This window comes from Kitasatospora sp. NPDC034023 (genome assembly GCF_055575795.1).
Window position 1 is genome coordinate 91,620 of record NZ_JBVIRY010000002.1, and the last position, 19,551, is coordinate 111,170.

The 19,551-nt window shown below is 72.1% G+C and carries 21 protein-coding genes; 10 read left to right on the plus strand and 11 right to left on the minus strand.

The features are described 5' to 3' along the window. Positions 1-121: 121 nt before the first annotated feature. Genes ACZ52R_RS03280 through ctaC form a run of 3 tightly spaced genes read right to left on the minus strand, consistent with a single transcriptional unit; the run spans position 122 to position 3,164 of the window. A complete protein-coding gene (locus ACZ52R_RS03280) occupies positions 122-538 on the minus strand; it encodes a cytochrome c oxidase subunit 4 (protein WP_360492469.1) in 417 nt (138 codons plus the stop codon). After that, the gene (gene ctaD, locus ACZ52R_RS03285; protein WP_396287785.1) at positions 538-2,313 is read right to left on the minus strand and encodes an aa3-type cytochrome oxidase subunit I; all 1,776 of its coding nucleotides are present in this window, start codon (positions 2,311-2,313) and stop codon (positions 538-540) included. The genes ACZ52R_RS03280 and ctaD overlap by 1 nt, the downstream gene beginning before the upstream one ends. Further along, a complete protein-coding gene (gene ctaC, locus ACZ52R_RS03290; RefSeq protein WP_465621525.1) occupies positions 2,310-3,164 on the minus strand; it encodes an aa3-type cytochrome oxidase subunit II in 855 nt (284 codons plus the stop codon). The genes ctaD and ctaC overlap by 4 nt, the downstream gene beginning before the upstream one ends. Positions 3,165-3,532: 368 nt before the next feature. Between ctaC and ACZ52R_RS03295 the strand changes: the two genes are divergently transcribed. After that, complete coding sequence (locus ACZ52R_RS03295; RefSeq protein ID WP_465621527.1) at positions 3,533-4,930, plus strand: aminotransferase class V-fold PLP-dependent enzyme; 1,398 nt, start codon at positions 3,533-3,535, stop codon at positions 4,928-4,930. On the opposite strand, the gene ACZ52R_RS03300 is transcribed toward ACZ52R_RS03295, so the two are convergent. Continuing rightward, the gene (locus ACZ52R_RS03300) at positions 4,923-5,900 is read right to left on the minus strand and encodes a carbohydrate kinase family protein (protein ID WP_360492477.1); all 978 of its coding nucleotides are present in this window, start codon (positions 5,898-5,900) and stop codon (positions 4,923-4,925) included. The genes ACZ52R_RS03295 and ACZ52R_RS03300 overlap by 8 nt on opposite strands. A 279-nt stretch (positions 5,901-6,179) precedes the next feature. Here ACZ52R_RS03300 and ACZ52R_RS03305 point away from each other — a divergent pair, with 279 nt between their 5' ends. Continuing rightward, positions 6,180-6,386 (plus strand): hypothetical protein, encoded by a 207-nt coding sequence (locus ACZ52R_RS03305; RefSeq protein WP_360492479.1) that lies wholly within the window; start codon positions 6,180-6,182, stop codon positions 6,384-6,386. Between the two features lie 167 nt (positions 6,387-6,553). Further along, entirely contained in the window at positions 6,554-7,243 is a 690-nt protein-coding gene (locus ACZ52R_RS03310; RefSeq protein ID WP_360492482.1) for a hypothetical protein, read from the plus strand. Between the two features lie 84 nt (positions 7,244-7,327). Here the strand turns inward: ACZ52R_RS03310 and erpA are convergent, their stop codons facing one another. Next, complete coding sequence (gene erpA, locus ACZ52R_RS03315) at positions 7,328-7,681, minus strand: iron-sulfur cluster insertion protein ErpA (protein WP_189915188.1); 354 nt, start codon at positions 7,679-7,681, stop codon at positions 7,328-7,330. A gap of 248 nt (positions 7,682-7,929) precedes the next feature. On the opposite strand from erpA, the gene ACZ52R_RS03320 reads away from it, so the two are divergent. Continuing rightward, entirely contained in the window at positions 7,930-8,790 is an 861-nt protein-coding gene (locus tag ACZ52R_RS03320; RefSeq protein WP_360492485.1) for a GNAT family N-acetyltransferase, read from the plus strand. Between the two features lie 72 nt (positions 8,791-8,862). Here ACZ52R_RS03320 and ACZ52R_RS03325 read toward each other — a convergent pair whose 3' ends face one another. The 3 genes from ACZ52R_RS03325 to ACZ52R_RS03335 form a co-directional block, all read right to left on the minus strand. Further along, positions 8,863-10,245, minus strand: coding sequence for a pyridoxal phosphate-dependent decarboxylase family protein (locus tag ACZ52R_RS03325; RefSeq protein WP_465621532.1), 1,383 nt, complete (start codon positions 10,243-10,245; stop codon positions 8,863-8,865). A gap of 195 nt (positions 10,246-10,440) precedes the next feature. After that, entirely contained in the window at positions 10,441-10,905 is a 465-nt protein-coding gene (locus tag ACZ52R_RS03330) for an Lrp/AsnC family transcriptional regulator (protein WP_360492491.1), read from the minus strand. Between the two features lie 181 nt (positions 10,906-11,086). After that, positions 11,087-12,010 (minus strand): NADP-dependent oxidoreductase, encoded by a 924-nt coding sequence (locus ACZ52R_RS03335; RefSeq protein ID WP_465663753.1) that lies wholly within the window; start codon positions 12,008-12,010, stop codon positions 11,087-11,089. A gap of 220 nt (positions 12,011-12,230) precedes the next feature. Here ACZ52R_RS03335 and nadA point away from each other — a divergent pair, with 220 nt between their 5' ends. After that, a complete protein-coding gene (gene nadA / locus ACZ52R_RS03340; protein ID WP_360492497.1) occupies positions 12,231-13,415 on the plus strand; it encodes a quinolinate synthase NadA in 1,185 nt (394 codons plus the stop codon). A 140-nt stretch (positions 13,416-13,555) separates the two neighbouring features. Here nadA and pspAA read toward each other — a convergent pair whose 3' ends face one another. Continuing rightward, positions 13,556-13,849 carry a PspA-associated protein PspAA gene (gene pspAA, locus ACZ52R_RS03345; protein ID WP_360492500.1) on the minus strand — a complete coding sequence of 98 codons (294 nt, stop codon included), beginning with the start codon at positions 13,847-13,849 and terminating at the stop codon, positions 13,556-13,558. 37 nt (positions 13,850-13,886) lie between these two features. Then, entirely contained in the window at positions 13,887-14,690 is an 804-nt protein-coding gene (locus tag ACZ52R_RS03350; RefSeq protein WP_360492503.1) for a PspA/IM30 family protein, read from the minus strand. Positions 14,691-14,991: 301 nt separating this feature from the next. Between ACZ52R_RS03350 and ACZ52R_RS03355 the strand changes: the two genes are divergently transcribed. Together ACZ52R_RS03355 and ACZ52R_RS03360 are read left to right on the plus strand one after the other, a co-directional pair. Beyond that, positions 14,992-15,591, plus strand: a complete 600-nt coding sequence (locus ACZ52R_RS03355; protein WP_360492506.1) for a DUF3043 domain-containing protein — start codon at positions 14,992-14,994, stop codon at positions 15,589-15,591. Positions 15,592-15,749: 158 nt separating this feature from the next. Further along, on the plus strand, positions 15,750-16,490 hold the full coding sequence (locus ACZ52R_RS03360; protein WP_465621659.1) for a methyltransferase domain-containing protein: 741 nt from the start codon (positions 15,750-15,752) through the stop codon (positions 16,488-16,490). A 29-nt stretch (positions 16,491-16,519) separates the two neighbouring features. On the opposite strand, the gene ACZ52R_RS03365 is transcribed toward ACZ52R_RS03360, so the two are convergent. Beyond that, positions 16,520-16,720, minus strand: a complete 201-nt coding sequence (locus ACZ52R_RS03365; RefSeq protein ID WP_360262116.1) for a hypothetical protein — start codon at positions 16,718-16,720, stop codon at positions 16,520-16,522. Between the two features lie 97 nt (positions 16,721-16,817). On the opposite strand from ACZ52R_RS03365, the gene cobU reads away from it, so the two are divergent. The 3 genes from cobU (at position 16,818) to ACZ52R_RS03380 (ending at position 19,486) form a co-directional block, all read left to right on the plus strand. Beyond that, on the plus strand, positions 16,818-17,402 hold the full coding sequence (gene cobU / locus ACZ52R_RS03370) for a bifunctional adenosylcobinamide kinase/adenosylcobinamide-phosphate guanylyltransferase (RefSeq protein ID WP_465621538.1): 585 nt from the start codon (positions 16,818-16,820) through the stop codon (positions 17,400-17,402). Positions 17,403-17,430: 28 nt separating this feature from the next. Then, on the plus strand, positions 17,431-18,546 hold the full coding sequence (locus ACZ52R_RS03375; protein WP_360492509.1) for a nicotinate-nucleotide--dimethylbenzimidazole phosphoribosyltransferase: 1,116 nt from the start codon (positions 17,431-17,433) through the stop codon (positions 18,544-18,546). A 148-nt stretch (positions 18,547-18,694) separates the two neighbouring features. Next, positions 18,695-19,486, plus strand: a complete 792-nt coding sequence (locus tag ACZ52R_RS03380) for an adenosylcobinamide-GDP ribazoletransferase (RefSeq protein ID WP_465752596.1) — start codon at positions 18,695-18,697, stop codon at positions 19,484-19,486. The last annotated feature ends 65 nt before the right edge of the window (positions 19,487-19,551 follow it).

Consider the following 19,551-nt stretch of genomic DNA (forward strand, 5'->3'; position numbering starts at 1 on the left):
CGGCAGAGCGACATCCGAGGGACCCTCCGTTGACCCGGGAGAGTGAGACCGTCACCCCGGAGACGCAGCAGGGCCGGTCCCCCCGTGCGGGGGGACCGGCCCTGGTGTCGGATGCGGAGCCCTACTGGTTCTGGTTCTCGCCCCGGTAGAACTCGAAGACCCATCCGAAGATGCCGATCGCGATGATCGGGGCGGCCCAGAACATCAGCCACCAGCCGAAGATCACGCCCATGAAGGCGAGCGCGCCACCGAGCGCCAGCGACAGCGGCTGCCAGCTGGTCGGGGCGAAGAAGCCCACCTCACCGGCGTCGTCCGTGACCTCGGCCTCGGGGTTGTCACCCGCGCCGCTGTCCACCCGGCGGGCGGTGAAGGCCAGGTAGTACCCGATGAAGGCACAGAGGGCGAAGGCGAGGAAGAGCGCGGTGGTACCCGCGGCCTCCAGGCCCGGGCCCGAGTTGTTGGTCCACAGGCCGTAGGTGATGGCCATGGCCAGCACGAAGACCGACAGGCCCAGGAAGATCTTTCCCTGTTCCTTCATCAGGCGTCACCCTCCTGCTTGCCCTTGCCCAGCTTCGGGGCGTCGTACTTCGCCGGGGTCACACCGGCGAGGTGCTTGGCCGGCTCACCGTGGTTCTCCAGGTAGTCCAGCGCGGCGATCTCCGGGTGGTGGAGGTCGAAGGCCGGGGATTCGGAGCGGATCCGGGGCAGGGTGAGGAAGTTGTGCCGCGGCGGCGGGCAGGAGGTCGCCCACTCGAGGGAGCGGCCGAAGCCCCACGGGTCGTCCACGGTGACCTTCTCGCCGTACTTGGCGGTCTTCCAGACGTTGTAGAGGAACGGCAGGATCGACAGGCCGAGCACGAAGGAGCCGATGGTCGAGACGGTGTTCAGGGTGGTGAAACCGTCCGACGCCAGATAGTCGGCGTAGCGGCGGGGCATGCCCTCCGCGCCGAGCCAGTGCTGCACCAGGAACGTCGTGTGGAAGCCGATGAACAGCGTCCAGAAGGTGATCCGGCCGAGCCGCTCGTCCAGCATCTTGCCGGTCATCTTCGGCCACCAGAAGTGGAAGCCGGCGAACATCGCGAACACGACGGTGCCGAAGACCACGTAGTGGAAGTGGGCGACGACGAAGTACGAGTCCGAGACGTGGAAGTCGATCGGCGGGGAGGCCAGCAGGACACCGGTCAGACCGCCGAAGAGGAAGGTGACCAGGAAGCCGACCGTCCAGAGCATCGGGGTCTCGAAGCTCAGCGAGCCCTTCCACATGGTGCCGACCCAGTTGAAGAACTTCACACCGGTCGGGACCGCGATCAGGAAGGTCATGAAGGAGAAGAACGGCAGCAGGACCTGCCCGGTGACGTACATGTGGTGCGCCCACACCGTCACGGACAGACCGGCGATCGCGATGGTGGCCGCGATCAGACCGGAGTAGCCGAACATCGGCTTGCGGCTGAAGACCGGGATGATCTCGGACACGATGCCGAAGAACGGCAGCGCGATGATGTACACCTCGGGGTGGCCGAAGAACCAGAACAGGTGCTGCCACAGCATCGCCCCGCCGTTGGCGGGGTCGAAGACGTGGGCACCGAACTTCCGGTCGGCCTCAAGGGCGAACAGCGCGGCGGCCAGGACCGGGAAGGCCAGCAGGACCAGCACCGAGGTCAGCAGGACGTTCCAGACGAAGATCGACATCCGGAACATCGTCATGCCCGGGGCGCGCATGCAGATGATCGTGGTGATGAAGTTGACCGCACCGAGGATCGTGCCGAAGCCGGAGAAGGCCAGACCCATGATCCACATGTCGCCGCCGACGCCGGGCGAGTGCACCGCGTCCGACAGCGGGGAGTAGGCGAACCAACCGAAGTTGGCGGCACCGTTCGGGGTCAGGAAGCCGGACACCGCGATGGTCGAACCGAAGAGGTACAGCCAGTACGCGAACATGTTCAGACGCGGGAACGCCACGTCCGGCGCGCCGATCTGCAGCGGCATGATCCAGTTCGCGAAGCCCGCGAACAGCGGCGTCGCGAACATCAGCAGCATGATCGTGCCGTGCATCGTGAACGCCTGGTTGAACTGCTCGTTCGACAGGATCTGGGTCCCGGGACGAGCCAGCTCGGCGCGCATGACCAGGGCGAGGATGCCACCGATCAGGAAGAAGGCGAACGACGTGCCCAGGTACAGGGTGCCGATCGTCTTGTGGTCAGTGGTGGTCAGCCACTTGATGATGGTCGAACCCGGCTTCCGGGTCCGCTGCGCCCCGACCGTGACGGCACCGGCGCCCCCGCCGGCCGCGGCGGGCTCGTTGAGGATGGTCACTTCTCTTCACTTCCCATGCCGATGAGGCCGGAGGGCACCGAGCCGTTCTGGCCCTTGGCGCGAAGCTCGGCCAGGTGCTTGTCGTAGTCGGCGCGGTCGACGACCTTGACGTTGAACAGCATGCGCGAGTGGTCGGTACCGCAGAGCTCGGCACACTTGCCCATGTACTCGCCCTTGACGGTCGGGGTGACCTCGAACTTGTTCACCACGCCCGGCACGACGTCCATCTTCATCATGAAGTTGACGGGCCAGAAGTCGTGGATGACGTCACGCGAGGTGAGACGGAACTGCACCGTCTCGTTGACCGGCAGCCAGAGCGTCGGAACATCCTTGGGCGTACCGATGTCGTACGCGGCATCCTTGTTGGCCGGGTCGGGAGTCTCGGTGTTCTCGTAGTTGAACGCCCAGCTCCACTGGAAGCCGACCACGTTGACGTAGTGCTGCGGCTTCTCGGAGACGTGCGTCAGTTTGTTCTCGTCGCGGGCGACGAAGTAGAAGAGCACCGAGACGATGATGATGGGGACCGCGGTGTAGAGCGCCTCGATGGGCACGTTGTACCGGGTCTGCGGAGGGACCTCCACACCGGTGCGCTTGCGCCGGTGGAAGATCACGCTCCAGATGATCAGACCCCACATCAGTACGCCGACCACCAGCGCCGCGATCCAGGACCCCTGCCACATCCGGAGGACCAACGGCCCTTCCGTGGTGACGGGGCTCGGGAGGCCAAGCCTGGGGAGGTCGTTGGCCGAGCAGCCGGTGGCGGTCGCGATGACGAGGCCCAGTGCCAGCGCCTGAGGCAGCTTCCGCCGCATCGTGCGCCGCGGCGAGCGGTCGGAGCCGTTGGGACTCACGTAGCGCCTTCCCGAAGTCTCGCCCGCCTTCGCGTCGCCCCGAGGAGGATTGTGAGCCTCCCCGGCGACCCGACCACGGGCACGGTTTGAATGCTTATGCGGGCCAAACCCTACTCCAGCCTTATGCGCTCCTGACGGGCAGCCCCCGGTAACGCGCCGCCCGGTCGCCCGATCAGGCCCGGAAGGGGCTGCGTCGCAGGTCATCGTAGGCATTAGAGCTCCGTACGCCCGATCGGGGGATGACCTCGGGCAACGTCCATGACGACCCGTCGGACGCGGACGAAGCGGACATTCGGGGTGATCGACTGACGGTGGGTGAGCCGTGCGATCGGACCGGAAAGGGCCCGGGTGTGTCGTTAAATGTGACCGTGTACTTCGACGCGGCCTCGACGGCCCCTCTGCACCCCGTCGCGCGACAGGCGCTGACCGCCGCCCTCGACGAGGGCTGGGCCGATCCGGCCCGGCTGTACCGCTCCGGCCGGCAGGCCCGGATGCTGCTGGACGCCGCCCGCGAGACGGTCGCCGCGGTGCTGGGCGCGCGGGCCGACGAGATCGCCTTCACCGCGAGCGGGACGCAGGCCGTCCAACTCGGCCTGCTCGGCGCCCTGGCCGGGAACCGGCGGCGCGGCGGCCACCTGGTGCACTCCGCGGTGGAGCACTCCAGCGTGCTGCACGTCGCCGAGCGCCACGAGGCGGGCGGGGGCGAGGTCACGGTCGTCCCGGTGGACCGGGGCGGACGGGTCGACCCGGCGGCCTTCGGCGCGCTGCTGCGCCCGGACACCGCGCTGGCCGCGTTGCAGAGCGCCAACCACGAGGTGGGGACGGTCCAGCCGGTCGGCGAGGTCGCCGAATCGTGCGCCGCGGCCGGCGTCCCGCTGCTGGTCGACGCGGCGCAGAGCGCCGGGCGGGTGGACGTCCCGGCGGGCTGGTCGCTGCTGACCGCGAGCGCGCACAAGTGGGGCGGCCCGCCCGGAGTCGGGGTGCTGGCGGTGCGCAAGGGCGTCCGGTACGCCTCGCCGCTGCCGGCCGACGAGCGCGAGGGCGGCCGGGTGCCCGGCTACGTCAACGTCCCGGCGATCGTGGCCGCGGCCGCCTCGCTGCGCGCCGTACGGGCCGAGGCCGAGCAGGAGAACGCCCGGCTGCACGCCCTGGTGGAGCGGATCCGGGCCCGGGTGCCGCGGCTGGTGCCCGAGGTCGAGGTGGTCGGCGACCCGGTGCGGCGGCTGCCGCACATCGTCACCTTCTCCTGCCTGTACGTGGACGGCGAGGTGCTGCTGACCGAGCTGGACCGGGCGGGCTTCGCGGTCTCCTCCGGCTCCTCCTGCACCTCCTCCACACTGACGCCCAGCCATGTGCTGGCGGCCATGGGGGTGCTCACCGAGGGAAACGTCCGGATCTCGCTGCCGTACGGGACGGCCGAGGCGGACGTGGAGCGCTTCCTCGCGGTGCTGCCGGAGCTGGTGGCCGGGGTCCGGGCACCGCTCGGGCTGGACCTGCCGGCGCCCGAGGCCGCCCCGGCGGGCACGCTGCTGGTGATCGACGCGCTGGGCAAGCGGTGCCCGCTGCCGGTGATCGAGCTGGCGAAGCGGATCGGCGAGGTGCCGCCGGGCGGCACGGTCGCCGTGCTGGCGGACGACGAGGCGGCCCGGCTGGACATCCCGGCCTGGTGCGAGATGCGCGGGCAGGAGTACGCGGGCGAGGCCCCGGCCGCCGAGTACGGCGGCGACCGGGGCTCGGCCTACCTCGTCGTGCGGCGCACTACTTGACCAGGTGCGCGCGGATCTCGGCGGCCGCCTCGGCGCCGTAGGTGTCCTCGAAGCGCTTCAGGAAGCCGGCCGGGCGCAGCTCGTACTCCTGGGTGCCGACGGTCTCGATGACCAGGGTGGCGAGCATGCAGCCGAGCTGGGCGGAGCGCTCCAGGTCGAGGTCCCAGGACAGACCGGCGAGGAAGCCGGCCCGGAAGGCGTCGCCGACGCCGGTCGGGTCGAGCTTGGCCTCCTCCTTGGCGCAGCCGACCAGGATCGGCGCCTCGCCCTTGCGCTCGATCCGGACGCCCTTGCTGCCGAGGGTGGTGATCCGGGTGCCGACGCGGGTGAGCAGCTCCTCGGCGTTCCAGCCGGTCTTGGTCTCGATCAGCGCGGCCTCGTACTCGTTGGTGAAGAGGTACGCGGCGCCGTCCACGATGTCGCGGATGTCGTCGCCCTCCAGGCGGGCCAGCTGCTGGGAGGGGTCGGCGGCGAAGGCGTAGCCGCGGGTGCGGCACTCCTGGGTGTGGCGGACCATGCCCTGCGGGTCGTCGGCGCCGATCAGGACGAGGTCCAGGCCGCCGACGCGGTCGGCGATCGGCTTCAGCTCGATACTGCGGGCCTCGGCCATGGCGCCGGTGTAGAACGAGGCGATCTGGTTGTGGTCCTGGTCCGTGGTGCACATGAAGCGGGCCGTGTGCCGGGTCTCGGAGATGTGGACGGAGTCGCAGTCCACGTTGTTGCGCTCCAGCCAGCTGCGGTACTCGGCGAAGTCCGCGCCGGCGGCGCCGACCAGGATCGGGCGCAGCCCCAGCACACCCATGCCGAAGGCGATGTTCGGGGCGACCCCGCCCCGGCGGATGTCCAGGGTGTCGACCAGGAAGGACAGCGACACGGTGTGCAACTGCTCGGCGACGAGCTGGTCGGCGAACCGACCGGGAAACGTCATCAGATGGTCGGTGGCGATCGAGCCGGCGACGGCGATACGCACGGAAGGTCTCCTCAGGGTGGCTGTGGGGCCAGCGGGCAGGCGCGGATGAACCCACTCACGGTACCGGGCCCCGGGAGGTGCCCCCGCAAGAGTGCCGAAAGTTGCCGCCCGTACGGCCATGGTGGCACCCGTCGCCGTCGAACGTGTACTACCTCCGGGTAGCACTGGTGGGCGGGACGAGGCCCGGCCTAGGGTCGGCCCCAGGAGGCCCGCCGCGCGGGTGGGCCCCGACGTCGACCGTGGCAGCGCGGCCACGGCTCTGGATCGGAGCGATGCCCGATGAAGACCGAACACTCCCCGTTGCCTGGCCTGCGGGCCGAGGACGGCGAGACCCTCGACGCCCTGCTGGACTCCTCCCGGCGGCTGCGCCGGTTCTGGCCGCTGCTGGCGGCCGGCCCGGAGCCCACCGCCCCCGCGTCCGTCGGCTTCCGGGTCCCGTCCGGGGCGCAGCGGGTGGTCGCCGGGATGGCCGAGTACGGCTTCTGAGCCGGAGCCGGATCGAGACCCGGCCGGACCACAGCGGGACCGGACCACAGCGGGACCGGATCGAAATCTGGCCGGATCGGAGCGGAACCGGATCCGTCCGGGGCACGTCACATCCGCGCGGAGCGGCCGAGGAGGCGGCACCGCTGAGCTCTCGGGAGGATGTGCAGATGGATCTGGAGACGATGCCCCGGCGCGGTCGGCGGGCGATGGCCCTGGCGGGTCTGGCGCTGGCGGCGGTGGTGACGGTGGCCGGGTGCAACGGGGACGGCAAGTCCGCCTCGGACTCGGCGACGAGCGGCGCGGCCACCGGCTCCGCCTCGGCGAGTGCCTCCCCGCAGGCCCCGACGCCCTCCGGCGACCCGTCCGCGGCCCCGACGGGGAGCCCCGCGGGCGCCGGGACGCCGCCGCAGACGCCGCCGACCGGTTTCTCCCCCACCCTGGGCTCGCCCGCTCCCGGGCAGGCGACGCCGGGCACTCCGCCGGTCAACGGGATCGCGCCGGGCGAGCCGAACCCGAACGGCTCGGCCGCGCCCGCGCGCCCGCCGGTGGCCTACCGGGTGGACGGCACCACCAAGCTGACCGTCTACTTCTTCGGCGGGGTCTGCACCAAGTACGCGCTGAAGGCGGACGAGTCGCAGCCGGGCCGGGTGGACGTCACCGTGGTGTCGGGGCCGCCCACGGTGGGCCCCGGGCAGGTCTGCAACGCGCTGGCCAAGCGGCAGTCGGTGTCGGCCGATCTGCGCTCGCCGCTGACCGGGCGGACGGTGGTCGACAAGACCAGCGGCCAGGAGCTGCCGCTGGACGCCGAGCCGCACTCCGGGCCGGACCCGGTGACCCCGGACGTCGCCGGCCAGTAGGAGCCCTGCCGTACGAGCCCTACGGCGCCAGGAAAACGAAGAGGCGGCCCCGGGAGCACCCGGGGCCGCCTTTTCGCAGCCGACTTAGCTGAACGAGTCGCCGCAGGCGCAGGAGCCCGTGGCGTTCGGGTTGTCGATCGTGAAGCCCTGCTTCTCGATGGTGTCGACGAAGTCGACGGTGGCGCCGCCCAGGTACGGGGCGCTCATCCGGTCGGTGACGACCTTGACACCGTCGAAATCCTTGAGCACGTCGCCGTCGAGCGAGCGCTCGTCGAAGAACAGCTGGTAACGCAGGCCGGAGCAGCCACCGGGCTGGACGGCGACGCGCAGCGCGAGGTCCTCGCGGCCTTCCTGCTCCAGCAGGGCCTTGACCTTGGCCGCGGCGGCATCGGTAAGGAGGATGCCACTCTCGACGGTGGTCTCGTCCTGGACGGTCATCTGCTTTCTCCCGGTCTTGACGACGGTTCTGCCGCCAGTGCCAACCACCGTCCGTCCGGATTCATTTCCCGGGCGGCGATGGATTTCTTCGGCCTGTTTCGCGGCGGATTTTCCGTGGGCCGGGTGTACCACCCGTGTCCCCTACGCTCCCCATGCTCGCACAACCCTGGCCGGACCGGTCACCGCCCGAGCCCCGGATCCGGCTGAACCGGCCCCGCGGCGGCCCGTCGGACGCCAGGATGGTGCCCATGATCCTTCGCCCGGTCAGGGACACCGCCGCGGACGCGGAGGCCGTCCAGGAGCTGTCCGCCGCCGCGTTCGCCGACCCCGCCGAGGCCGGACCGGCGCCGGGGCCGACGCCCCTGCAGCTGGCCAGGACCAGGCACCTGGCGCGCACCGACCCCGGGGGCTGCTGGCTGGCGTCGATCGGCGGGGAGCCGGTCGGGGTGGTGCTGTCGATGCGCCGGGAGGGCCTGTGGACGCCGTCCCTGTACGCGGTCCGGCCGTCCGCGCAGGGCAAGGGCGTCGGGCGGCTGCTGCTCGAGCGGGCGGCGACGCACGCGCGGGGCTGCCTGCGAGGGATGGTCTGCGCCTCGGACTCCCCCGCCGCGGCGCGCCGCTACCGGCTGGCCGGGTTCACCCTGCACCCGGCGATGCGGCTGGCCGGGCGGGTGGACCGGAACGGGCTGATCGACCCCGGGGACATTCCGGTGCACCGCGGCAACGCCACCCACCTGCACCTGCTGGACTCGGTGGACCGGCGGCTGCGCGGGTCCGCACACGGGCCCGACCACGAGCTGATGCTGGGGCACTTCGAGGAGCTGCTGATCGCCGACGCGCTGGCCGGCAGCGGCTACTGCTACCGGGACGGCGGCGCGGTGCGGCTGCTGGCGGCCACCAGCAAGCGGATCGCCGCCCGGCTGCTGCGCGAGGCGCTGGCCCGGGTGCCGGACGGGGTCGAGGCGAGGGTGGAGTTCCTGACCGCGGAGCAGGAGTGGGCGCTGGACGTCGGGCTGGAGGTCGGGCTGACCCCGCGGGCGGCCGGGTTCGTCGGGGCGCGCGGGATGCGGCCGCCGATGCCGTACCTGCCGAGCGGGGCGTTCCTGTAGCGGCGGTCGGGAACGCGCGAAGGCCCCACCGGGAGCCCGGTGGGGCCGTGCGCGGGAGCCTCGGGGCCCCGGTCAGACCATGGTGTCCAGGATCTCCCTGACCATCTCCATGGTGGTGCCCGGGTGCAGGAAGGCGAAGCGGGCGACCGTCTCGCCGTCCCAGCCGGTGGGGGTGACGAAGCCGATCTGGTCCGCGAGCAGCTGCTGCGACCAGCGGTAGTAGTCGTCACTGGTCCACCCCGTGCGCTTGAAGCAGACCGCCGAGAGCTGCGGGTCGAACAGCAGCTCCAGGTGGTCGGTCTCGCGGATCAGCTGCGCGGTCTCCCGGGCCAGCGTGAGGCCGGTCTCGATGGCGTCGGTGTAGGCCTGGACGCCGTGCACGGCCAGCGAGAACCAGAGCGGCAGGCCGCGGGCGCGCCGGGTCAGGTGGTAGGCGTAGTCGGTGGGGTTCCACTCGTCGCCCTCGGTGTGCAGGACGTCCAGGTACGAGGCGTCCTGGGTGTGCACGGCGCGGGCGAGCTGCGGGTTGCGGTAGATCAGCGCGGCGCAGTCGAAGGGGGCGAACAGCCACTTGTGCGGGTCGACCACGAAGGAGTCGGCGTGCTCGATGCCGTTGTAGCGCTCGCGCACCGAGGGCGCGAAGAGGCCCGCGCCGCCGTAGGCGCCGTCCACGTGGAACCACAGGTCGCGCTCGCGGGCGACCTCGGCCAGGCCCGCGAGGTCGTCGATGATGCCCTCGTTGGTGGTGCCGCCGGTGCCGACGACGGCGATCACCGTCTCCGGGTTCGGGTCGGCGGCCAGCGCGGCGCGCAGGGCCTCGCCGGTGAACTGCCGGTTCACGGTCGGGACCATGAAGGCCTCGACGCCGATGATGTTGAAGGTGTTCTTGACCGAGGAGTGCACCTGGTCGGCGACGGCTATCCGCAGCCGCACCTCCGGACCGCTGGGACGACCCTGCTCGGCGAGGCGGCGGCGGGCGGTGTCGCGGGCGACCACGAGGGCGGAGAGGTTGCCCGCCGAGCCGCCGGAGACGAAGGTGCCGCCGGCCGACTGGGGCATGCCCGCGCGGTCGGCGATCAGGCGCAGCACCTGGTTCTCGGCGGCGATCGCGCCGGCCGCCTCCAGCCAGGAGATGCCCTGCAGCGAAGCGCAGGAGACCACCATGTCGAACAGCAGCGCGGCCTTGGTCGGGGCGCACGGGATGAAGGACAGGTAGCGCGGGCTGTCGGCGGAGATGACCGCGCGGGACAGCTCGTGGTCGTAGAGCTTGAGCACGTCGGCCGGGTTGTTGCCGTCCTGGTTCAGCAGGCCGGCCAGCTGGGTACGCAGGTGCTCGCCGTCACCGGGGTGGTCGAGCGGGACGGGGTCGTACTGCAGCCGCTCCCGCATGTAGTCGAAAACCAGGTCGACCAGTTCGTTGTCGGGCCGGTGCATGCGGTCGGAGGCTGCGGACACGGCGGGTCCCTCTCGGCTGTGGGGTGTCGGGGGGTGTGGATCCGGCCCGGTCGGCGGGGGGCTTCACCGCGACGACCGGACGTGATCAGCGTAGGCAGCCGGAGTGCTTCGCCGCGCGTCGGAACGCGGCTGGTCAGGCAGGTTTCGAGCGTCTTCGGGCGGGTCCGCGCAGGATTCCTGCGTACCGCCCGGGCGTCAGCCGATCAGCTGGGAGAGGACCACCGAGGAGCGGCTGCGCTGGACTCCGGGCTCGCGCCGGATCCGCTCGATGACGGCCTCCAGATGGCGCATGTCGGCCGCCCTGAGGTGGACCAGGGCGTCCGGGTCGCCGGTGACCGTCCAGGCCGCGATGACCTCGGGGAACTGGCGCAGGCTGGCGAGGATCTCCTCGGGGGCGGTGCGCTCGCGGCAGTAGACCTCGACGAAGGCCTCGGTCTGCCAGCCGAGGACGGCGGGGTCGAGCACCACGGTGAAGCCCCGCACCACGCCGCGCGCCCGCAGCCGGTCGATCCGGCGGCGCACGGCGGTGGCGGAGAGGTTCACCTGCAGGCCGATCTCGGCGTACGAGGCGCGGCCGTCGCGGCCGAGCCGGGCGAGCAGGAGCCGGTCGGTCTCGTCCAGGTCGGTCCCGACCACCTCGTGCGCTCGGCTGCTGCTCATCGGTGCGGGGCTCCACGGGTCGTGCGAGGGTTCGGCGGCGCGTCGCGGCGGCGGGCTGCCACTGTCACTGCGGCGGCCACGGCGGCTGCCACTGCGGCTGTCACTGCCGAAACGGTTCGCCACCCATTCTGGCGGATGACCTGAACGAGGTCACCGCCGACGGATGACGGGCTGGAGGCCGTCACGCCACCAGGAGGACGATCTTTCCCCGGGTACGGCCCTCGGCGCTGAGCGCCTGGGCGGAGGCGGCCTGGGCCAGCGGAAAGGTGGAGGCCACGGTCACGGTCAGCCGGCCGTCGTCGGCGAGCGCGGCCAGCTCGGCGAGGCCGTCGGCGTCCGGGCGGACCCAGACGTACCGGCCGCCGAGCGCCTTGACCCCGTAGTCGGTGATCGAGGCGATCCGGCCCGGGTCGGCCACCAGGCCCGCCGAGACCTGGACGGCCCCGCGGCCGACCAGGTCGAGGGCCGCGTCCACGCCGTCGGGGGCCAGCGCGCGGACCCGGTCGGCCAGGCCCTCGCCGTAGCTGACCGGCTCGGCGCCGAGGCCGCGCAGGTAGTCGTGGTTGTGCTCGGCCGCGGTGCCGATCACCCGGGCGCCGAAGGCCCGGGCGAGCTGCACCGCCAGGTGGCCGACCCCGCCCGCCGCGGCGTGCACCAGGACGGTCTCCCCCTCGGCGAGCCGCAGCGCCCTGAGGCCCTGCAGCGCGGTGAGCCCGGCCAGCGGCAGGCCGCCGGCCTGCACCCAGTCCAGCGCGGCCGGCTTGCGGGCGAGGGTGCGGACCGGGGCGGAGACCAGCTCGGCGTAGGTGCCGTGCTCGACGGCGTCCTTGCGGACGTAGCCGTACACCTCGTCGCCCGGGGCGAACTCGGTGACGCCGCCGCCGACCGCGCGGACCACGCCGGCCGCGTCCCAGCCCATGATCATCGGGAAGTGGGCGTCGAGCACGCCGTCCAGGGCGCCGTCCCGGACCTTCCAGTCCACCGGGTTCACCCCGGCCGCCCGGACCTCCACCAGGACCGAGTCCGGGCCGACCTTGGGATCGGGCAGATCGGTGTACTCGACCACCTCGGGGCCGCCGTAGCGGTTGATCGCGATTGCTTTCATGGCTCAGCCATACCCGGAAGCTTGGAAATATCGATTCGGCCACGCCCGGACTCCCCCAAACCGGGCATCCGACCCCGCCGGGGGTCCGATTCGTCGAGCGGTTCTCGTCACATCGACAGGATGGCCATCGTCACTCTGACGCTAACCGGTTATCATAGATAGCGTCAGTTAGACGAAAAGGCTTCACCGCTCGATCGGCCGCACAGAAGGGCACCCGCCCGTGACCACCACCATCACCGAGACCTCCGGCGTCGACCCCACTCCGACGCCGCTCGCTCTGCTGCTGCTCGGCCGCGAGGCCGACCCGAACAGCGAGCGCGGCGTCGACTGCCCCGGTGACCTCCCCCCGGCCTCCGACCCGAACCTCGTCGAGCGCGCCCGGGCGGCGAAGGCCGCACTCGGCGACCGCGTCTTCATCCTCGGCCACCACTACCAGCGCGACGAGGTGATCGAGTTCGCCGACGTCACCGGCGACTCCTTCAAGCTCGCCCGTGACGCGGCGGCCCGCCCCGAGGCCGAGTTCATCGTCTTCTGCGGCGTGCACTTCATGGCCGAGTCCGCGGACATCCTCACCACCGAGGCCCAGCAGGTCGTCCTGCCGGACCTCGCGGCCGGCTGCTCGATGGCCGACATGGCCACCGCCGAGCAGGTCGCCGAGTGCTGGGACGCGCTGACCGACGCCGGCATAGCCGACGTGACCGTCCCGGTCTCGTACATGAACTCCTCCGCCGACATCAAGGCCTTCACCGGCCGGCACGGCGGCACCATCTGCACCTCCTCCAACGCCAAGCGCGCGCTGGAGTGGGCGTTCGAGCAGGGCGAGAAGGTCCTCTTCCTGCCCGACCAGCACCTCGGCCGCAACACCGCGGTGCGCGACATGGGCTTCTCGCTGGACGACTGCGTCGTCTACAACCCGCACAGGCCGAACGGCGGGCTGACCGCCGAGCAGCTGCGGGACGCGAAGATGATCCTCTGGCGCGGCCACTGCTCGGTGCACGGCCGGTTCAGCCTGGACTCGGTGAACGACGTCCGCGCGCGGATCCCCGGCGTGACCGTCCTGGTGCACCCCGAGTGCAAGCACGAGGTCGTCGCGGCCGCCGACATGGTGGGCTCGACCGAGTACATCATCAAGGCGCTGGACGCCGCCGAGCCCGGCTCCAAGTGGGCCATCGGCACCGAGCTCAACCTGGTCCGCCGCCTGGCCAAGGCGCACCCGGACAAGGAGATCGTCTTCCTGGACCGCGCGGTCTGCTTCTGCTCCACCATGAACCGGATCGACCTGCCGCACCTGGTCTGGGCGCTGGAGTCGCTGGTCGAGGGCCGGGTGCCGAACGTGATCACCGTCGACCCGGAGACCGAGAAGTACGCCAAGGCGGCACTGGACCGGATGCTGGCCCTGCCGTAGGCACTCGCCCCGAGCGCCCCGGAGGCGAGCGGGCGAGTAACAGCGAGCGGGCGAGTAACAGACTGAGGGCGAGTAACAGACTGAGGGCGGGCCCCCTCCACGTGGAGGGGGCCCGCCCTTTCGTCTGGCAGCAGCCGCAGCTACTCGGGGAAGCCCGGTATCACGCCCTCGCCGTCGGCCATCAGCAGGTCACGGACCTCGTCGATGGTCGCGTCGGCACTCGGCAGGATCAGCTCGGACGGTTCCAGCGAATCCAGTGGCACCGGGGTGCCGTACTGCTTCACCGCGTCCAGCAGCTTGCCGTAGGCCAGGCGGAAGAGCTCCTCGTCCCCCGACTCCAGTGCGGTGACGAGCTCGGCGTCGAGCTCGTTGAGCATGTTCAGGTGGCTCTCGCCCACCTCGAACTGCCCTTCACCCATGACCCTCATGATCATGCCGTGCGTCTCCCTGGTTCGTGGGGTCGAGCTCAGATCACTTGTTGTAGTTGATGCGCGGGGTGTCCTGCTGCTGCTGCGGCTGGGCCTCCGGCTTGCCCTGCTCGATCGCGGCCGGGCCCGAGGTGGGACCGCCGGACAGCTCGGCCTTCATCCGGGCGAGCTCCAGCTCGACGTCGGACCCGCCGGCCACGCGCTCCAGCTCGGCCTCGATGTCGTCCTTGCGGCCGAGACCGCTGGCGTCGTCGAGCGCGCCGGAGGCGAGCAGCTCGTCGATGGCACCGGCCCGGGCCTGCATCTGGGCGGTCTTGTCCTCGGCTCGCTGGATGGCCAGGCCGACGTCGCCCATCTCCTCCGAGATGCCGGAAAAGGACTCGGCGATGCGGGTCTGCGCCTGGGCGGCGGTGTAGGTCGCCTTGATGGTCTCCTTCTTGGTGCGGAAGGCGTCCACCTTGGCCTGCAGCCGCTGGGAGGCGAGGGTGAGCTTCTCCTCCTCGCCCTGCAGCTGCTGGTACTGCGTCTCCAGATCGGTGATCTGGGACTGCATGTTGGCCTTGCGGGTCAGCGCCTCGCGGGCGAGGTCCTCGCGGCCGAGGGACAGTGCCTTGCGACCCTGGTCCTCGTACTTGGCCGACTGCTGCTGGAGCTGGGTCAGCTGAAGTTCGAGGCGCTTGCGCGAGGTCGCGACGTCCGCGACACCACGCCGTACCTTCTGCAGCAGTTCGAGCTGCTTCTGGTAGGAGTAGTCGAGCGTCTCACGGGGATCCTCCGCCCGGTCCAAGGCCTTGTTCGCCTTGGAGCGGAAGATCAACCCCATACGCTTCATGATTCCGTCGCTCATGGGCCTCGGGTGCCCCCTTCTCCGGCCTGCGGTCTCTATCTCGTTACCAGACACGACGAGTGTATGTGCAGCGAGCCCTTCGCCGCAGCGCACCTGCCTGCAACAAGACTGCTACAGCGACCAGGGGTGTTTCCTCCTCCCCCGGGTGGATCCGCCCCTCATCCCTCCCATCCTCCATCCGACTGATCCCCTACGGGAAGTCCCCGGGAAACCCGGTTCGGGCGGCCGTCTCGCGGTATCGATATGCGTTTGGGTCCGAGGGCGCCCGTGGAAGCGGCTCCGCACCCCGTACGCTGGTGGTGTGTTCCGACGCCGTTCAGATGATGCCGCCGCCTCCGCCACCGTGCTGGAGAAGCAGGACGAGACGACCCAGGCCCGCCACCCGGAGGCCAAGAAGGGCCGCCCCACCCCCAAGCGCAACGAGGCCGAGGCCCACCGTCGCACCCGGGTGACGGTGCCCAAGGACCGCAAGGAGGCCGCGCGCCAGTCGCGGGACCGGATGCGGGGCGAGCGCGAGAAGCAGCGCCAGGCCCTGGTGAACGGCGACGAACGGCACCTGCCGGCCCGTGACAAGGGCCCGGTGCGCAAGTTCGCCCGCGACTACGTGGACGCCCGCTGGTCGCTCGCCGAGTTCTTCCTGCCGGCCGCCGTGGTCATCCTGGTGCTCAGCATCATCAAGGTGAGCCAGATCCAGATCCTCTCGACGCTGCTGTTCCTGCTGTTCTTCGTCTTCGTGATCCTGGACTTCGTCCGCCTCGGCCTCGGTCTGCGCAAGCAGCTCGCCGCGCGCTTCCCGAACGAGAACACCCGCGGCGCGATCGCCTACGGCATCATGCGCACCCTGCAGATGCGCCGCCTGCGACTGCCCAAGCCGCAGGTGCGGCGCGGGGAGAAGCCCTGACCGCCGAACCGGTCGACTCCGGCTGGGCCCCGCCTTCCTGGGAGGGGCCCGGCCTGTACGCGCTTCCGGGGCAGGGCCACGGCGGCCACGACCGGCTGGCCCAGGAGCGCCGACTGCCCTCGCGCAGCGGGTCCTTCGCCGGCGGCACCGCCGCCTGGCTGGACCGGCTCGGCGGACTGCGCAACTTCGTCCGCCAGGAACTCGTCTCCCGCCAGCTCGCCGAGCAGCTGACCGGCCGCACCGCGCAGCGGGTCCTGGACATCGGGTGCGGCCAGGGCACCCAGGCCCTGCGGCTGGCCCGGGTCGGCCATTACGTCACCGGGATCGACTCCGACCCGGTCGCGCTCGGCGTCGCCCAGGGGGCGCTCGCCGAGGAGCCGCCGGAGGTCCGCGGCCGGCTGCAGCTGCTCAGCGGCGACGGCCACCAGTGCGGGCGCTGGTTCGGCCCGCGCAGCTTCGACGTGGTGCTCTGCCACGGCGTCCTGATGTACCTGCCCGACCCGGACCCGATGATCGCCTCGCTGGCCCGGCTGCTGGCGCCCGGCGGACTGCTCTCGCTGTTGGTCCGCAACCGCGACGCGCTCGCCCTGCGGCCCGCCGCCGCCGGGGACTGGCGGGCCGCACTGCACGCCTTCGAAAGCGACCGGTACTACAACCGGCTCGGGCTGGCCGCCCGCGCCGACCGGCTCGCCGACCTCTCCGTCACCCTCTCCGAGGTGTCGGTGCCGGTCCGGCACTGGTACGGCGTGCGGGTCTTCACCGACAACGCCCCCGACGACGCGGCCCCGCCGGTGGACGGGCGCCAGCTGGCCCAGCTGCTGGAAGCCGAGGACCGGGCCGGCCGCACCGACCCGTACCGGCAGGTCGCCGCGCTACTGCACGTCATCGGGGCGAAGTAGGGCCCTCGCGGGCCCTCCCCGACCGGGGCTCACTCCTCGTGCAGGCTCATCGCGTAGACGACCCGGTCGTCCTCCAGGAGCACCGCGGTGTCGACGCCGTCCTCCGCGAGCTGCTTCCAGGACTCCCCGATCCAGGTCTCGGCGTCCCCCTGGCCGGCGAACTCCTCCTGGCTGCCGCCGGGCGTCACCGCGCTGCCGTCCGCCTTCTCGTACCGCCACGTCCACGCCATGCCCGGCTCCTCCCACTGACGACACTGCCTGTGTCGCTGCGCACCTTAGCTTGCCCGGCCCGATCTTCCGTATGCCTCGTCCGGCAGGATGGGCGGCATGGCGACCCACCCCCCGCTCCCCCGCACCCTGCTGCTCGGCGGCGCCCGCTCCGGCAAGTCCACCCGCGCCGAGCAGCTGCTCGCCGACCGCCCGGACGTCCTGTACGTGGCCACCGGCGGCACCCGGGACGGCGACGCCGAGTGGGCCCAGCGGGTCGCCCTGCACCGGGACCGCCGGCCGGCGAGCTGGCGCACCGCCGAGACCTGCGACCTGGAGGCCGTGCTGGCCGACGCCGCCGACCCGGCGCCGGTGCTGATCGACTGCCTGGCGCTGTGGCTGACCGCCGTGATGGACGAGTGCGACGCCTGGGACGACGAGGCCTGGGCGGACCGGGGCGAGAGCGCGGTGCAGCGGCGCTGCGAGGCGCTGGCGAAGGCCTGGGCGGCCACCGGGCGGACGGTCGTCGCGGTGAGCAACGAGGTCGGCATGGGCGTCGTCCCGGCCACCGCCGCCGGGCGGCGCTTCCGCGACACCCTGGGCCGGCTCAACATGGCCGTGGCGGACGCCTCGGAGCGGGTCCTGCTGGTCGTGGCCGGGCAAGTGCTGACCATCAAGCCGGACGTCAAGCCAGCCGCGGACTGAACATCTTCGGCGTGTAGCCTTCCGGACGATGGACACGACCGTGGATCTCGATACGTTCTCCTCCCTCGTCGAGCGCCCCGACGAGAGCGCCCGGCGGGCCACCGAGGAGCGCTGGCAGGCAGCCGACCGCCCGCGCGGCGGGCTCGGCAGGCTCGAGGAGCTGGGCAGCTGGCTGGCCTCCGTGCAGGGGCGCTCCCCGGTGCGGCCGGTATCGGCGCCCAAGGTGCTGCTGTTCGCCGCCGACCACGGCGTGGCGGCGCTCGGCGTCTCCCGGATGCCCGCCGAAGGCGGCACGGCGGCCCGGGTGCGGGCCGTGCTGGACGGCACCGCGCCGGTGGCCAAGCTGGCCGCGCGCTACGGCGCCGAGGTGCGGGTCGTCGACGTCGCGGTGGACACCGACCCGGCCGACTTCCCGGACGAGGTGGTCGCCCACCGGATCCGGCGCGGCTCCGGACGGATCGACGTCGAGGACGCCCTCACCCCGGAGGAGACCGCCCGGGCCTTCCGGGCCGGCATGGCCGTCGCCGACGAGGAGGCCGACGCCGGCACCGACCTGGTCCTGCTCGGCGACCTCGGGGTCGGCTCCACCACGGTGGCCGGCGTCCTGGTCGGCGCGCTGTGCGGAACGGACGCGGCGGCGGTCACCGGGCGCGGCTCGGGGATCGACGACCGGGTGTGGATGGTCAAGTGCGCCACCATCCGGGACTCGCTGCGACGGGCCCGGCCGGTGCTCGGCGACCAGCTCGCACTGCTCCGCGCCACCGGCGGGGCCGACTTCGCGGCGATCACCGGCTTCCTGCTGCAGGCGGCCGTCCGGCGGCTGCCGGTGGTGCTGGACGGCGTGGTCGCGGCGGCCTGCGCGCTGGTCGCGCAGCGGATCGCCTTCCGGGCGCCGGAGTGGTGGCGGGCCGGGCAGTCCAGCGGCGAACCGGCGCAGGCGAAGGCGTACGACCGGCTCACCCTGACGCCGCTGCAGGACCAGGGCATCACCATGGGCGAGGGCGTCGGAGCGCTGCTGGCGCTGCCGCTGCTGCAGGCGGCGGGGGACGCGCTCGCGGACGAGGCGCCGAAGCCGTACGTGCCGGCGGCGCCGAAGGAGCAGCCGAAGCTGCCGTCGGCGGCGGATCTGCTGCGGAAGCTGTAGGCGGCGGGGTCGCCCGCACCTGAGCGTCGCAGCTCGGGTGGCGGCCCGTGGCCTTCCTGCTCGCGCGGTTCCCCGCGTCCCTGGTGGGGCGCGGGGATTCTGCTGTGTGGGGTGCGGTGACGTGTGGGGTGCGGTGAGGAGTGAGGCGATGACGGACCACGGTGGTCGGGCCACCTGGGGGGACGGGCTGCGGTTCGGGTTCGGGACGTTGTCCGTGCTGCGGGTGCGGGTGGAGCGGTGGGACCGGGCGGCGGGGGCGCAGGCGATGGTGGCGGCGCCGGTGGTGGGCCTGGTGCTGGGGGCGGCGGCGGCCGGGGCCGGGGCGCTGGTGGCCTGGCGGGCGGGCGGGCTGCTCGGGGCGGTGACGGCGGTGGGGGTGCTCGCCGGGCTGACCCGGGGACTTCACCTGGACGGCCTCGCGGACGTCGCCGACGGGCTGGGCAGCGGCAAACCGGCCGAGGACGCGCTGCGGATCATGAAGCAGTCCGACATCGGCCCGTTCGGTGTGCTGACCCTGGTCCTGGTGCTGCTGGCCCAGATCGCCGCGCTGGCCGGACAGTTGGGGTACTCGCCGCTGCGCGGCGCGCTCGCGGTGCTCGCCTCGGCGACGGCCGCCCGGTGCGCGCTCGCCTGGGGCTGTCTGCGGTCGGTGCCGGCCGCCCGGCCGGGCGGGCTCGGCGCGATGGTGGCGAGCACGGTGACGCCCGCCGGGGCGGTCGCCGGGACGGCCGGTGCGGCGCTCGTCCTGGCCGCGCTCGGACTGTTCGACGGATGGTCAGCCCTCCGCCTCCCACTGGCCCTTGTGTGCGGGGCCGGCTGCGCCCGACTGCTGCTGGGGCGGTGTGTGCGCCGGTTCGGCGGAATCACCGGGGACGTGCTCGGGGCGATGGCGGAGACCGCCGCGACGGGGACGCTGTTCGCCCTGGCGTTGCTCGGCTGACACCGGGCGGCGCGTGATCCCACCATGCGGACTACCATGCGTGAAGCACCGCAGCCCTGCACCGT

Bases quoted from the DNA above. Each gene is read 5' to 3' on its own strand.
- ACZ52R_RS03310 (WP_360492482.1), top strand. From the start codon at position 6,554: ATGGATCTGGAGACGATGCCCCGGCGCGGTCGGCGGGCGATGGCCCTG.
- ACZ52R_RS03380 (WP_465752596.1), top strand. From the start codon at position 18,695: ATGACGGACCACGGTGGTCGGGCCACCTGGGGGGACGGGCTGCGGTTC.
- ACZ52R_RS03335 (WP_465663753.1), bottom strand. From the start codon at position 12,010: ATGAAAGCAATCGCGATCAACCGCTACGGCGGCCCCGAGGTGGTCGAG.
- ACZ52R_RS03375 (WP_360492509.1), top strand. From the start codon at position 17,431: ATGGACACGACCGTGGATCTCGATACGTTCTCCTCCCTCGTCGAGCGC.
- ACZ52R_RS03320 (WP_360492485.1), top strand. From the start codon at position 7,930: ATGATCCTTCGCCCGGTCAGGGACACCGCCGCGGACGCGGAGGCCGTC.
- pspAA (WP_360492500.1), bottom strand. From the start codon at position 13,849: ATGATCATGAGGGTCATGGGTGAAGGGCAGTTCGAGGTGGGCGAGAGC.
- ACZ52R_RS03280 (WP_360492469.1), bottom strand. From the start codon at position 538: ATGAAGGAACAGGGAAAGATCTTCCTGGGCCTGTCGGTCTTCGTGCTG.
- ACZ52R_RS03365 (WP_360262116.1), bottom strand. From the start codon at position 16,720: ATGGCGTGGACGTGGCGGTACGAGAAGGCGGACGGCAGCGCGGTGACG.
- erpA (WP_189915188.1), bottom strand. From the start codon at position 7,681: ATGACCGTCCAGGACGAGACCACCGTCGAGAGTGGCATCCTCCTTACC.
- cobU (WP_465621538.1), top strand. From the start codon at position 16,818: ATGGCGACCCACCCCCCGCTCCCCCGCACCCTGCTGCTCGGCGGCGCC.
- ACZ52R_RS03350 (WP_360492503.1), bottom strand. From the start codon at position 14,690: ATGAGCGACGGAATCATGAAGCGTATGGGGTTGATCTTCCGCTCCAAG.
- ACZ52R_RS03330 (WP_360492491.1), bottom strand. From the start codon at position 10,905: ATGAGCAGCAGCCGAGCGCACGAGGTGGTCGGGACCGACCTGGACGAG.
- ACZ52R_RS03305 (WP_360492479.1), top strand. From the start codon at position 6,180: ATGAAGACCGAACACTCCCCGTTGCCTGGCCTGCGGGCCGAGGACGGC.